General features: G+C 61.2%; 13 protein-coding genes and 1 tRNA gene. 7 read left to right on the top strand and 7 right to left on the bottom strand.

The annotated features are described in order from the left end of the window. Positions 1-66 precede the first annotated feature (66 nt). The 3 genes from purH to dusB form a co-directional block, all read right to left on the bottom strand. Positions 67-1,647, bottom strand: a complete 1,581-nt coding sequence (purH, locus tag PRZ01_RS01895; RefSeq protein WP_273595066.1) for a bifunctional phosphoribosylaminoimidazolecarboxamide formyltransferase/IMP cyclohydrolase — start codon at positions 1,645-1,647, stop codon at positions 67-69. A 66-nt stretch (positions 1,648-1,713) separates the two neighbouring features. Beyond that, complete coding sequence (locus PRZ01_RS01890) at positions 1,714-1,950, bottom strand: helix-turn-helix domain-containing protein (protein WP_273595065.1); 237 nt, start codon at positions 1,948-1,950, stop codon at positions 1,714-1,716. Next, positions 1,947-3,062: a tRNA dihydrouridine synthase DusB gene (gene dusB / locus PRZ01_RS01885; RefSeq protein ID WP_273595064.1), complete on the bottom strand. Its 1,116-nt coding sequence runs from the start codon at positions 3,060-3,062 to the stop codon at positions 1,947-1,949. Before dusB ends, PRZ01_RS01890 begins: the two co-directional genes overlap by 4 nt. A 185-nt stretch (positions 3,063-3,247) precedes the next feature. Here dusB and PRZ01_RS01880 point away from each other — a divergent pair, with 185 nt between their 5' ends. Then, positions 3,248-3,733 carry a YqaA family protein gene (locus PRZ01_RS01880; protein ID WP_273595063.1) on the top strand — a complete coding sequence of 162 codons (486 nt, stop codon included), beginning with the start codon at positions 3,248-3,250 and terminating at the stop codon, positions 3,731-3,733. A gap of 112 nt (positions 3,734-3,845) precedes the next feature. Continuing rightward, positions 3,846-5,333: a carboxypeptidase M32 gene (locus tag PRZ01_RS01875; RefSeq protein ID WP_273595062.1), complete on the top strand. Its 1,488-nt coding sequence runs from the start codon at positions 3,846-3,848 to the stop codon at positions 5,331-5,333. Between the two features lie 128 nt (positions 5,334-5,461). Here the strand turns inward: PRZ01_RS01875 and PRZ01_RS01870 are convergent, their stop codons facing one another. Beyond that, a complete protein-coding gene (locus PRZ01_RS01870) occupies positions 5,462-6,217 on the bottom strand; it encodes a phasin family protein (protein ID WP_273595061.1) in 756 nt (251 codons plus the stop codon). A 251-nt stretch (positions 6,218-6,468) separates the two neighbouring features. On the opposite strand from PRZ01_RS01870, the gene PRZ01_RS01865 reads away from it, so the two are divergent. Continuing rightward, positions 6,469-8,463 carry an SDR family oxidoreductase gene (locus PRZ01_RS01865; RefSeq protein WP_273595060.1) on the top strand — a complete coding sequence of 665 codons (1,995 nt, stop codon included), beginning with the start codon at positions 6,469-6,471 and terminating at the stop codon, positions 8,461-8,463. Positions 8,464-8,542: 79 nt separating this feature from the next. On the opposite strand, the gene PRZ01_RS01860 is transcribed toward PRZ01_RS01865, so the two are convergent. Next, positions 8,543-9,064 (bottom strand): cysteine hydrolase family protein, encoded by a 522-nt coding sequence (locus PRZ01_RS01860; RefSeq protein ID WP_273595059.1) that lies wholly within the window; start codon positions 9,062-9,064, stop codon positions 8,543-8,545. 178 nt (positions 9,065-9,242) lie between these two features. Here PRZ01_RS01860 and PRZ01_RS01855 point away from each other — a divergent pair, with 178 nt between their 5' ends. The 4 genes from PRZ01_RS01855 to PRZ01_RS01840 all read left to right on the top strand — a co-directional run bounded on the left by PRZ01_RS01855 (position 9,243) and on the right by PRZ01_RS01840 (position 12,072). Further along, positions 9,243-10,229, top strand: a complete 987-nt coding sequence (locus PRZ01_RS01855) for a GlxA family transcriptional regulator (protein ID WP_273595362.1) — start codon at positions 9,243-9,245, stop codon at positions 10,227-10,229. 86 nt (positions 10,230-10,315) lie between these two features. Then, positions 10,316-11,308 (top strand): hypothetical protein, encoded by a 993-nt coding sequence (locus PRZ01_RS01850; RefSeq protein WP_273595058.1) that lies wholly within the window; start codon positions 10,316-10,318, stop codon positions 11,306-11,308. A 118-nt stretch (positions 11,309-11,426) separates the two neighbouring features. Beyond that, a tRNA-Pro gene (locus tag PRZ01_RS01845) sits at positions 11,427-11,503 on the top strand. A gap of 290 nt (positions 11,504-11,793) precedes the next feature. Continuing rightward, positions 11,794-12,072, top strand: a complete 279-nt coding sequence (locus PRZ01_RS01840; protein ID WP_273595057.1) for a hypothetical protein — start codon at positions 11,794-11,796, stop codon at positions 12,070-12,072. Between the two features lie 195 nt (positions 12,073-12,267). Here the strand turns inward: PRZ01_RS01840 and PRZ01_RS01835 are convergent, their stop codons facing one another. Together PRZ01_RS01835 and PRZ01_RS01830 are read right to left on the bottom strand one after the other, a co-directional pair. Further along, positions 12,268-13,071, bottom strand: a complete 804-nt coding sequence (locus tag PRZ01_RS01835; RefSeq protein ID WP_273595056.1) for a hypothetical protein — start codon at positions 13,069-13,071, stop codon at positions 12,268-12,270. Beyond that, positions 13,068-13,289 (bottom strand): hypothetical protein (locus tag PRZ01_RS01830; protein ID WP_273595055.1); only part of this gene is annotated, 222 nt, incomplete at its 5' end. The genes PRZ01_RS01835 and PRZ01_RS01830, both read right to left, overlap by 4 nt.

Genomic DNA, 13,289 nt, shown 5'->3' with positions numbered 1-13,289 from the left:
ATCCCTGACGCTTGAGTCGACCGTTAGCACGGCCCCAAGCCTGTGCCGGGCTTGGGGCCTGCGCGATCAGTGGCGGAAGTGGCGCACGCCGCTGAACACCATGGCGATACCGCGCTCGTTGGCGGCGGCGATCACTTCGTCGTCGCGCATGGAGCCGCCCGGTTGGATAACGCTGGTGGCGCCAGCGTCGACGACGACGTCCAGGCCGTCACGGAAGGGGAAGAAGGCGTCGCTGGCGACGGCTGAACCCTTGAGCGTCAAGCCGGCGTTTTCGGCCTTGATGGACGCAATGCGGGCGGAGTCGATGCGGCTCATCTGGCCCGCACCCACGCCCAGCGTCATGCCGCCGGCGCAGAAGACGATGGCGTTGCTCTTCACGTACTGCGCCACGGTCCAGGCGAACAGCAGGTCTTGCAACTCTTGCGCGCTGGGCTGCTTGGTGGTGACGACTTTGAGGTCGGCGGCTTTCAGGAAGTGGTTGTCAGCGGTTTGCAGCAAGATGCCGGAGCCCACGCGCTTGCTGTCCATGGCGTTGCGGCCTTGTTGCCAAGGCGTGGCGCCGCCGGTGGGCAAATCAATCTGCAACAGGCGCACATTGGCCTTGGCCTTGAAAATTTCCAGTGCCTCGGCGCTGAAGGCGGGGGCCATCAGCACTTCAACAAACTGCTTGGCGACATGAGCGGCGGCCGCGCCGTCCACCGGGCGGTTGAAGGCAATGATGCCGCCGAAGGCACTGGTGGGATCGGTCTGCAGGGCCTTGGCATAGGCCTCGGCCGCGTGCGCGCCAACAGCCACGCCGCAGGGGTTGGCGTGCTTGATGATGACGCAGGCGGGGGCTTCGAAAGCCTTGACGCATTCCCACGCGGCATCGGCGTCGGCGATGTTGTTATAGCTCAGCTCTTTGCCTTGCAGTTGCTTGGCGGTGACCAGGCTGCCAGGGGCAGGGTACAGATCGCGGTACAGGGCGGCATTCTGGTGGGAGTTTTCGCCGTAGCGCAGGTCTTGCACTTTGATGAAGCTGCTGTTCATTTGGCCAGGGAATTGGGCGTGCGTGCCGTCGTCCTGGATGGCGCTGAGGTAATTGCTGATCGCCGCGTCATATTGGGCGATGCGGTTGAAGGCGGCGACGCTGCAGGCAAAGCGGGTCTTGTCACTGGTCTTGCCGCTGGCCTTGAGCTCGGCCAACACGCCGGCGTACTGGCTGGCGTCGGTCAGCACCGTCACGTCTTTCCAGTTCTTGGCGGCGCTGCGCACCATGGCCGGGCCGCCGATGTCGATGTTCTCGATGGCGTCCTCCAGCGTGCAGTCGGGCTTGGCCACGGTGGCTTCGAAGGGGTACAGATTGACGGCCAGGATGTCGATGGTGTCGATGCCGTGCTGCTGGATGGCCGCCATGTGCTCAGGCAGATCACGGCGCGCCAGCAGGCCGCCGTGGATCTTGGGGTGCAGGGTCTTGACGCGGCCGTCCAGCATTTCAGGGAAACCGGTGTGCTGGGCCACTTCGGTGACGGGCAGGCCGGCCTCAAGCAGCATCTTGGCGGTGCCACCGGTGGACAACAGGCGCACATTCAGCGCGTGCAAGGCTTGGGCAAATTCGAGGATGCCGGTCTTGTCAGACACGGAGATCAGGGCAGTCAGTTGAGACATGGCGATAGGTGCAGGTTTGAATTCAGAAGGCCTTGCGGACCGGATGCGGCAGCGCCGCGCCCGGCATCAAGGAACAAGTTTGTGTTCGGTCAATTTGCGACGCAGGGTGTTGCGGTTGATGCCCAGCCATTCGGCGGCCTTGCTCTGGTTGCCCGCCGCATGTTGCATCACCACTTCGAGCAGCGGCTTTTCCACCAGGCTGATCAGCATGTCGTGCATGGAGTGGGGCTCCTCGCCCTCCAGGTCGCGGAAATAGACTTCCAGGTTTTCGCGCACACAGGCATCAATGGGTTTGGGGGTCATGCCTGTCGCCTCGTGGGTTCATTGTTGTTGTCATCGTCTTCATCATCAGGTGCTGCACCAGCCGCCATTGTTGGCGGCGCCGCCGGCTTGGCAAGATAGGGCAAGCGCTCATGCTCTGCAGCGAGCCGGGCGAACCAGGCGCGCAAGGTGTCGATCTGCGCGTCGCAGCTTTCCAGGGTGTTCATGTGCTGGCGGAAGGCTTCGCCGCCCGGCAGATCGCACACCGCCCACCCGATGTGCTTGCGCGCCGTGCGCATGCCGGTGAGGCTGCCGTACAGGCTGTAGTGCTCGTGCAGATGTTCAATCAGCCAGTCGCTGGCCTCTTGTACGGTGGGGGCGGCCAGGGTTTCGCCCGTGGCCAGGTAGTGGGCGATCTCGCGGAAGATCCAGGGGCGGCCCTGTGCGGCGCGCCCGATCATGAGCGCATCGGCGCCGGTCTGGGCCAGCACTTGGTGGGCTTTTTGAGGTGAATCAATGTCTCCATTGGCCACCACGGGGATGCGCAGCGCGGCTTTGACGGCGGCGATGGTGGCGTATTCAGCCGCACCCTTGTAGCCCTGCTCGCGGGTGCGGCCATGCACCGTCACCATTTGCACGCCGGCGCTTTCAGCCGCCTGAGCCAGGCGGACCGCGTTTTTCTCGCTGTCGCACCAGCCTGTGCGCATCTTGAGGGTGACGGGCACTTGATGTGGCGCGGCGGCTTCGACCACTGCGCGGATGATGTCCAGCGCCAGAGGTTCGTCCTGCATCAGCGCCGAGCCCGCCCATTTGCTGCAGACCTTCTTGGCCGGGCAACCCATATTGATGTCGATGATCTGGGCGCCGCGGTCGATGTTGTAGGCGGCGGCCTCGGCCATCATGGGGGCATCGGTGCCCGCGATTTGCACGGCGATAGGCCCGGCCTCGCCGTCGTGGTTGGCGCGCCGCGAGGTCTTCAGGCTGTTCCACAAGTCCTTGCGCGAGGTCACCATCTCGCTGACCGCATAGCCCGCGCCCATGCGGCGGCACAACTGGCGAAACGGACGGTCCGTCACGCCGGCCATCGGCGCCACGAAGAGGCGATTGGCAAGTGTGTGGGCGCCGATTTGCAGGGGCGGCGAAGCGGAGCTCATGCGGCGTGCGAAGGGTAAGAAGACAGCAAAGGGTGAACCCGGGGGACTGCATCACCCCGCCCGCAAGGGCCAGCCCGACCAGGCTTTGGGTGTCGGCAGGCTGCCGATGAAATGCACAAAAATGAGGCAAGATTATAGCTGGCTGGCCGCCGGCATCTGCCGGGAGGCTGTTGATAATCCCCGGCATGGAACATTTTCTCGACACGCAAATTCAGGCGCTGCTGCTGGCGCTGGCCGTGCCGCAGGTCGGCTTGGTTGCGGTTTTCCTGGTGGCGCTGGTGTCGGCCACCCTGCTGCCCTTGGGGTCGGAGCCGGCGGTGTATCTGCTGGTCAAGGCCGATCCGTCCATGTTTTGGCCGGCCATCTTGGTGGCAACGATGGGCAACACCCTGGGCGGCGTCATCAGTTGGTGGATGGGTTTGGGTGTGGAGCAGGTCTATGAGCACGCCCGGCACAAGGCGCCACCGCATCCGCGGGCCTTGCGTTGGTTGGAGCAGTTCGGGGCGAGGGCCTGCCTGCTGAGTTGGTTGCCTGTCGTGGGCGACCCCCTGTGCGCCGTGGCCGGGTGGCTGCGCCTGCCGTTCTGGCCTTGCGTGGCCTATATGGCGGTGGGCAAATTGTTGCGCTACATCATGATGACGGCGGCCCTGGTCTGGGTTTTCCCACCCTGACCCGGCCGTGTGATAGCGCTTGCCTCGGGCCACAATGCCACGCGTGCTTGGCGATGCGTAACCCTTTCGCGTTGCGGCCGCTCCTCTTGACTGATTCACCACGAGATTAACCATGAGCACACCCGCTTATCTTGACTTGCAGCGGCGCCACGAGCGCCTGCATCACCTGGGCCATATGCAGCACATCGTGGAATGGGATCAATCCGCCAATATGCCGAGTAAAGGGAGCGATGCACGCTCGCTGGCGCTGGCTGAAATGGGCGGTTTGCTGCACCAACTGGCGACGGACCCGGCCTTGAAAGCTTTGTTGGAGGCGGCTGAACAAGAACCTTTGTCTGAGCACCAGCGCGCCAATCTGCGTGAAATGCAGCGGGTCTGGCGCTCAGCCAATGCGCTGCCGCAGCGCTTGGTCGAGGCCAAATCTCTGGCGCGTTCGCGTTGCGAGCACGCGTGGCGCACGCAGCGACAGGCCAATGACTGGGCAGGCTATCTGGTCAACCTGCGTGAAGTGGTCAAGCTGGCCCGGGAAGAGGCGGCCTGCTTGTCGGATGCCACGGGTTTATCGCGTTACGACGCGTTGATGGATCAATACGAACCCGGCATGCGTGCCAGCGAGGTGGACCGGGTGTTTGGCGACCTGCGCAGCTGGTTGCCGGGCTTGATTGCCGACGTGCAGGTGCGCCAGGCGCAAGAGCTGCTGATTCGTCCGCAAGGCCCGTTTCCCAAGGCGGCGCAGCGTGCGCTCGGACTCGACGCTATGCGGCTGATGGGCTTTGATTTTGAAGCGGGCCGCCTGGATGAAAGCGTACATCCCTTTTGTGGCGGCGTGCCTGAGGACGTGCGCATGACCACGCGCTATCGCGAGGATGATTTTCTGCCCAGCCTGATGGGCACCATCCACGAAACCGGCCATGGCCGCTACGAGCAGAACCGCCCGCGGGACTGGATCACACAACCGGTTTCGCAGGCCCGCTCCATGGGCTTGCATGAGAGTCAAAGCCTCAGCTTCGAGATGCAACTGGGGAGCCACCCCGCGTTTGCCCAATTGCTGAGTCCTTTGGTGATTCAGCATCTGGGTGCGCAGCCCGCGTTTGAGCCCGGCAATCTGAACCGCTTGCTGACGCGGGTACAACCCGGCTTGATCCGTGTGGATGCCGATGAAGTGACCTATCCCGCCCACGTGATCTTGCGCTACGAAATTGAGCGGCCCTTGATGGAAGGGTTGATCGAGTGCGAGGACATCCCAGCGCTGTGGGATACCAAGATGATGGAGTTGTTGGGCCGGGACACCCGCGGCAACTTCAAGGACGGCTGCATGCAAGACGTGCATTGGGGCGGTGGCGCCTTTGGCTACTTCCCTTGCTACACGCTGGGCGCGATGTACGCCGCCCAATGGTTTGCCACCCTGCGTCGGAGCGTGCCCGACTTGGATACGCAGATCGCGGCTGGCAATTTGCAGCCTGTTTTTGATTGGTTGAACGCCAACATCTGGAGCCAGGGCAGCCGCTGGGAAACGCCAGAGCTGGTGCGCCGCGCCAGCGGTGAAGCGCTGAACCCCGCGCACTTCAAGGCCCATCTGCAGGCGCGCTATCTCGCTTGACCTGATTTGATCTGATCAGCGGCGACCCGCAATGAAACGGGCCCTGCAAGTACCTCGTATTCAGCGAAGTACTTGCAGGGCCCGTGGGATGCCGGCGCCGCTTCTTCAGCTCAGCGCTGGCTCTGCAATCAAGCTGCGGTGCTGGTGCTGCTGGCTTCGGCTGCCGGAGCCGCTGCAGCGGGCGCCGCGGCTTTGCGCGCAACGCGCTTGACCGGTGCCTTGGCGGCGGGTGCTGTCGCTGGGGCCGCTTTGGTCGCCACTTTCTTCGTGGCGGGTTTTGCGGCAGGCTTGGCTGCTGCTTTCACAGGGGCCTTGACCACTGCTTTTGCAGCGGCTTTCACGGGCTTGGCGGCGGGGGCTTTGGCGGCTGCTTTTGCAGCCACTTTGGTGGCTGGCTTGCTGGTTTTGGCCGCGGCCTTGGCGGGAACGCCCAGCGCGTCGCTCAGTGCATTCAGGCGCTCAACCAGTTCAGCCACATCCTTGGCGGAGGGCACGCCCAGGCGTTTCAGGGCGCGGGCCACGCGTTCTTCGAAGATGGATTCCAGCTTGTCCCACTGTTGTCCGGCCTTGTTGCCTACATCGCCGGCCATGCCGGTAACCTTGCTGGCCAAACCGCCGAGCTTTTCTTCAGCGGCAGATTGCGTTTTCTTCTGCAAGTTGACACCTTCTTTCACCAGGGCTTCAAACACTTTGCCGCCTTCGCCTTGTGCTTTTGAAAAAGCGCCCAGACCCGCTGCCCAAATTTGCTGCGCCGAGTCTTTGATGCTTTGGGCGAGGTGACCGTCCAACAGGCCCGCAGGAATTGCGCTACCCAAAGCGCCGGCCAGCGGGCTATTGGCCTTGGCGTTTTTCTTGGCAGCCATTTTCTGAAGCTTCTTGACCATGTTCTGTGTCCTTTGTATTGACGGAGGGCTTGCTGGGACGCAACTCGTGTTCGAGTGCCTACCCTGACTATAGGTCCGTCGTCGATTGTTTTGCGCGCCTGCGGACTAGGCAGTGCGCTCTACCTACCTTGTGCGCCCCTGCATTGTTGGGAACACGAGAATGCGGGCTGCCCCTTCGGGAAAGCGTGCACTTGGTACGCCGCGCGGATGGTCAAGAATTGAAACCGAAGAATAATCATATGGAGATTTCGATGCAGTATTTCGTGACCGGGGCCACCGGATTCATTGGCAAGCGCCTGGTGAAGAAATTGTTGGCGCGCCGTGGCAGCACCGTTCATTTCTTGCTGCGTGAACAAAGCTGGGACAAATTGCCCGAGTTGTTGCAATTCTGGGGCGTGAGCAAGGCCCGCGCGATTCCGGTCAAAGGTGATCTGGGTGCGACCAAGCTGGGCGTTGGTGCCGAAGACATCAAACGGATGAAAGGCCAGATCGACCACGTCTACCACCTGGCTGCCGTGTACGACCTGGAGGCCGATGCGGCCTCGCAGATGACGGCCAATATCGACGGCACGCGCCATATGGTTGCCCTGGCCCAGGCCATCGATGCTGGGCATGTGCATCATGTCTCGTCCATTGCTGCCGCGGGTTTGTATGAGGGCGTGTTTCGCGAAGACATGTTCGACGAAGCCGAAGGGCTGGATCACCCCTATTTCCGCTCCAAGCATGAGAGCGAAAAAATCGTTCGCCAGGAGTGCAAACGGCCCTGGACCGTGTACCGACCTGCCATGGTGGTGGGCGACTCCCGCACTGGCGAGATGGACAAGATCGATGGCCCGTACTACTTCTTCAAGCTGATCCAGCGCCTGCGCCAGATCTTGCCGCCGTGGATGCCCGCCATCGGCCTGGAAGGCGGGCGCATCAACATCGTGCCGGTGGACTTTGTGGTCAACGCGCTGGATGCCCTCAGCCATCAGGCCAAGATGAGCGGGCGCTGTTTCCATTTGGTCGACCCGCAGGGCTACCGCGTGGGCGATGTGCTGGACATCTTCTCCCGTGCGGCGCATGCGCCCAAGATGAACCTGTTCATCAACGCAGCCTTGCTCGGCTTCATCCCCCGCAGCGTCAAGAAAACCTTGATGGCCGTGGCGCCGGTGCGACGCATCCGCGATGCGGTGATGAAGGACCTGGGCCTGCCCGAAGACCTGCTGACCTTCATCAACTACCCGACCCGCTTTGATTGCCGAGAAGCCGATGCTGCCTTGAAGGGCAGCGGCGTGTCCTGCCCGCGCCTGGACGACTATGCCTGGCGTTTGTGGGACTACTGGGAGCGCAACCTGGACCCCGCCCTGTTCGTCGACCACAGCCTCAAGGGCACGGTGGGTGGCAAGGTGGTGCTGGTGACCGGCGGCTCCTCCGGCATCGGCCTGGCGGTGGCCAAGCGATTTGCGGAGGCGGGTGCGATCACACTCATCTGCGCACGCGATGCGGGCAAGCTGGACGAGGCCATTCAGGAGATCCGCGCCGCTGCCGGTCAGCAAGCGCAAGTACACAGTTATTCGGCGGATATTTGCAGCGAGCAAAGTTGCGCGGAAATGCTGGCCTGGGTGACCAAAGAATTCGGTGGCGTGGACTTCCTCATCAACAATGCGGGCCGCTCCATCCGGCGTGCCATCGAGCACAGCTACGACCGCTTCCACGACTATGAACGCACCATGCAACTGAACTACTTCGGTTGCCTGCGCGTCACCATGGGCCTGCTACCGAGCATGGTGGAAAAGCAGCGCGGCCATGTGGTGAATATCTCCAGCATCGGCGTGCTGACCAATGCGCCGCGTTTTTCTGCCTACGTGGCCAGCAAGGCCGCGCTGGACGCGTGGACGCGCTGCGCTTCCAGCGAGTACGCCGACCTGGGCGTGACCTTCACCACCATCAATATGCCTCTGGTGCGCACGCCCATGATCGCGCCCACCAAGCTCTACAACAACGTGCCCACCTTGAGCCCCGAGCAAGCGGCGGACATGGTGGTGGACGCCTGCATCAACAAGCCCGCGCGCATTGCCACGCGCCTGGGCGTGTTTGGCGAACTGGTTCATTCATTGATGCCGCGTGTGGCGCAAATCATCATGAACACCAGCTTCCGCATGTTCCCCGACAGCGATGCCGCCAAAGGTGCCAAGGGCGGCAAGTCGCAATTGTCGGCCGAAGCCATGGCGATGCAGCAGATGATGAAGGGCATTCATTTCTGATTTCCGCCTCAGGGGCCCTTGGCCAAGAGGCGGAGAGGCCGAGAGGTGGTGAGGCGGCGACACATGAGTCGCCGCCAGGTCAGAAGGCTTCGGCGCTGCTCAACAGCGGGATTCGGGTGGACACGCCGCTCAGCGCAATGAGATGCAGCATCTCGCTCACGGTGGTGCAGCAGTCGGACACGATCTGCACGGCGTACTTCTCCGCCGGCTTCGAGGTCGCGGTGAAGGCCACGCAGTTCTGCGTCATCATGCCGCACACCAGCAGGCGCTTGATGCCGAGTTGGCTGAGCAACGCATCCAGGTTGGTGTCGTGAAAGCTGTCAGCTGATTGCTTGATCACCACCGGTGCCCCCGGTGCGGCGGCGAGCATGCGCGGGTGCAGCGCCACCCCGGCGGTGCCAGCGTTGAAGAAGGGTGCGGGCCCCTTGCCGGCCTTGGCCACGTGCTGCACCAAGATGACGGGGATCTGGCAGGCCTGCGCTTTGTGCACGGCAGCCTCGATACGGTCAAGGGTGGCCTCAGCATTCCAGAGTTCAAACGCGCCGCCTGGGAAGTAGTCGTTCTGGATGTCAATGATCAGCAGTGCCGTGGTCGGGTTCATGGTGGGTCCTTGTTCGGTGTCAGGGGGTGAATGAGGACTCATTGTTGAAACTATTCTCTCGGGTGACGAGTGGCCCGAATGACATTGTTCGACAATATTGGGCCAATATGGAAGACAAACGGGCCCACCTGCGCGGGCGGCCTGGACTGACCAACCCTGGGAGCCTGTTGTGCTGCAATTGACGCATTCGAAGCCATTGAAACGTTCACCTCGTTCATCTCGGCATCAAATTGCCGTTCTTGCGTTTGACCGGATCAGCCCGTTTCATCTGTCCGTGCCCTGTGTGGTGTTCGGTGAATCGCAGCCGGTTGCTTCGCCGTTCGATCTGCGCGTCTGTGCGATAGAGCCTGGCCTCTTGCGCACCACTGCTGGCTTTTCCGTGATGCCTGAACACGGCCTGGAAGGACTAAAGCGTGCCAACACCGTGATCGTGCCCAGTTGGCGGGACCCCGCCGAGCAGGCACCGCCGGCTCTGTTGGCGGCACTGCGCGCTGCGCATAAACGGGGTGCGCGGTTGGTGGGCCTGTGTTTGGGGGCTTATGTGCTGGCTCAGGCCGGCTTGCTGACAGGGCGGCGCGCCACGACGCACTGGGCCTATGCCCAAGACTTTTCTGCACGCTTTCCTGATGTTGAGGTGGCGCCTGATGTGCTTTATGTCGACGACGGGGACGTGCTCACCTCCGCAGGCACAGCCGCCGGCATCGATGCCTGCCTGCATCTACTGCGAGGCCAATGCGGCCATGCGGTGGCGAACGGGGTGGCGCGTCGGTTGGTGGTGCCGCCGCACCGGCAGGGTGGTCAAGCACAGTTCATTGAGCAGGCCATGCCGGCCACGGCGAGAGGCTCTCGGCTGGCGGGGGTGCTGGATCTTTTGCGCGCCGATTTGCTTCATCCCTGGGATGTGGATGAGGTGGCTGAGCGGGCGGTGATGAGTCGCCGTACCTGCACCCGGCAATTTCGTCAGTTGACCGGCGGCACCTTGGGGGAGTGGCTGCTCCGTGAACGCCTGGCCTTGGCGCAGCGCCTGCTGGAATCGGGGGACGGGGGGATCGAGCAGGTGGCGGCTTCGGCTGGATTCGGCTCGGCCGGCCTGTTGCGGCAGCACTTTAAAGCGGCCTTCGGCGTGACCCCGTCGGCCTGGCGGCAGATGTTTCGTGCGGGTTGAACCGACCGCCTGTTTACGGGGGAGGAATGGTTTGTTTTACCTTGCGGCGAGTGCAAAATGGTGCAATTAGAGAACGGAGAGGCTGGATGTCATTCAATGCCACAAATTGCCACCGTGTGATCCAAGGGTTAGGTTTGATGATGGTCGTGCTTGCCGTCAAGGCCGGCCCCGTGCTCAAAGACATGCCGCGAGGGGAGTCCCCGGCAGCACCTGGTCCCTTGGAGATGGAGGCGCAGGAGCCAATTCTGCCGCCGGGCTTGAATATGGTGCCAGCCATGCGCCCGGCGCGTTCTTCGCATGCGGAATCTTCTGCCACGTCGGTTTCATCGGCGTCTGTTGCTGGCCGCGCGCCCCCGGCAAATTCAGCGGGCCGCACTGCGTCTGCGCCGTCGGCCGCCTCTGCGCCCCTGGTTGATCGCAATGCGCATGCGCCGGACATGGCGGCTGAAGGCAGCCTGCGCGAGACGGTCAAGGGCATGTTGTCTGAAGATCAGCGCGAAACCTTGAAGGGGTTGCGGGACGAGTTGGGGCAGATCAAAAACAGCCTGATCCTCGAAAATCCAGAAGGCCGTAACGCCGAAAATAACGCCGAGAAAAAGCGGATCACCTACGAGGGCGAAGGCAAGTTCGCGGTTGATGCTGGCGGGCAGGGAGCGGGCGGTTCGGCGGGTTCTTCTGCCTCTCGTTTTTCCAACGGGCAGGCTTCGGCAATGGCGGTGCAGTTGGCGTACGAGTTGCTGCCCTGGGCCTTGGGGGCCGTTGGCCTCTACGCGGTGGGTTCAGGCCTGATGTCGATGCTGCGCATGCAGGCTCGCCGGCAGCAGCGACGCGACTCGTTGCGCCATTCTGCTTACGTCAGCCAATCTGGCCATGCGATGCATGATGGCCGTGCCGGCGATGCAGGGTCCGTGGGTGTGGCGCAACGGGCAACAGCGGGGTTCACCGAACCGGTGGGCGTTTCCGCACGGCCCCATCACTCGCAGGCTTCATCCTCCCACCGTTCAAGTGGTTCTGGCAGCGGGCGCCGCATGAGCTCTGGGCGTTCCCGGCATGGCAGCCGGTCAGGCCCCTATCTTTGAGCCACTGAGTTTTTGAGCGGCACTTTCGGGAGGTTGACGTCAAGATCAACAGTTGCTTTCTCGCCGCGTTGCGTGCGGGTATACTTGGCGTCAGTTGTTTTCAGAAATGAAACACCGTCGGGGCGTAGCGCAGCCTGGTAGCGCACTTGCATGGGGTGCAAGGGGTCGTGAGTTCGAATCCCACCGTTCCGACCATTTATATCAAAGGGTTAGCTCTGTTAAGGAGCTAACCCTTTTTCTTTGTCTGCGTAGCTGTGACACCTTCCGTGACACTTTTGCAAGGCCAGCAGAAATCGCGGCGACGGGTTTAGTCCATAAGGAAGCTCGGCTGACGCTTCTAGTTGATGGGTGCAATGCCTTCCCGCATCGTCCGAGCATCTAGGACTTCGTTCATCTGCCCAATGAGGGTTTGTCTTGCCGTCTAAATATGGCGTTATGTGTCGCCGGCGAGCTAGACTTCTGAGTTCAACACTCAGGAGGGACTTATGAAGGTTTCAACAGCTTGGATTCTTTTTGCACTGTTTGCGATCTTGACAGCCATTGGAGATGGAAATTATGAGCCGCAGCGTCAACGACTTTTGGCGATTCACGAGAAGGCGTGTCAGGAATATAAGCTCAACTATGACTGCATGAAGGTCACGAATGCTGCCTATACCGGCTCAGCACAAGGTTGGCTCAAGGTGGTCTTGCCGGGAGGGGCCGCGTTAATCGCACTCAGCCTGGCGCTTTTCGTAAGCCTTCGCGAGCTCAACAAGCCCGAATAGGCAACATTTCCAACAGGGGTGGCGACCTGCCTTCCGGGTCGTTGGTTAGCTCTGTATTTCTACCTTGGGGGTGACAACTTTGCGAAGCTAGTCACCCGTAGAATTCTGCTGCTCTGTCACCCCCGGTTTCTATAGGTAAATTGGGGGGTGACCAGTACACCCGAACTTCTGTTCGGGAGCGGGGTACCAAGTAGGCTAAAAACCATCAGAGCGACGAATTCTGGGTAACTTCGGTAGCTGCTTTGCTACCGCTTGCCTTGTAAGCTGTTCCGCTGTTAGCCGGGCGTACAGCTCACTGGTTCGCTGCGGCTTCCATCCGGCCAGTTCAGCGCAAAGCCAAAGGTCGGTTCTACGTGCAATGGTGGCATCTTGCGCGGTAGGCGGGCGCTTGTCGGCCGCTCGAATGCCTTCCTCAATTTTCCCCTTCGCAAGTGGTAGCCGCCGGTAAAGACGGTGCCGCCATCGTTGCACATCCAAAGTTTGAACGTAAGCGCACTCTCTTTGCTGACCAGCGTCAAGCCCTAGAGCCTTTGCGATTTGACCGGCGACGCGTCGTCCATCGTGATGCAGATATAGAAGCAACTTCTCTGGCAATTCGGGTCGAGCGAATAGTGGCGTGAGCCGATCCCATTCCGGTACATGGTTGGGGTACATGGCTCGAATCCACTGGATGTCTGCCCTAAGGAGAATTAGCCGTGCCTCAGGATTGTCTAGGTATCTCTGATGTATGTTTTGAATGCCGCGAAAGCAGGGTGGAATCTTCCGTCTAGTGAATTCCCCTGCTATGGCGGCTGCCCCGTAGTAGTTTAATTCGCATATGGTTTTTTCCAATGACCTTTCGAGCTTGCCCTTTGTGGATTTATTAAGGCAGGCTAGGAGTCTTCTTTTGTAACTTGATTCGTCGATAAAAGTTGAATCAAGAACTATGTATTTTTCAGCATTTGAAAAAGAGCGCGCTCGGCGCTCTTCATCTGCCAAATGATTGGCGGAAGGCATCATTTCTTCTGTGATTCCCTTCTGGCGACTTCAATTTCTTCCTGAAGTTCCTTGAGTGTTTCTTCGTGCACTCGCAGAACTTCCCTGAAGCGCAACTGAATAGTCGGACCTGCAAAATTCGTTTTTCCCAGCGTGTGGCTGAACGAGGTCGTCTCTGTCTGCGCCGTTAGGGAGCGAGTTGAATGCGACGGACATTCTGGTGGGCCATGGCGCCGTTGAGC

This window comes from Roseateles koreensis (genome assembly GCF_028595305.1).
Taxonomy (GTDB): Bacteria; Pseudomonadota; Gammaproteobacteria; order Burkholderiales; family Burkholderiaceae_C; genus Paucibacter_A; species Paucibacter_A koreensis.
Note: the sequence above shows the minus strand (reverse complement) of the source record. Positions and strands in the feature narration are given on the sequence as shown.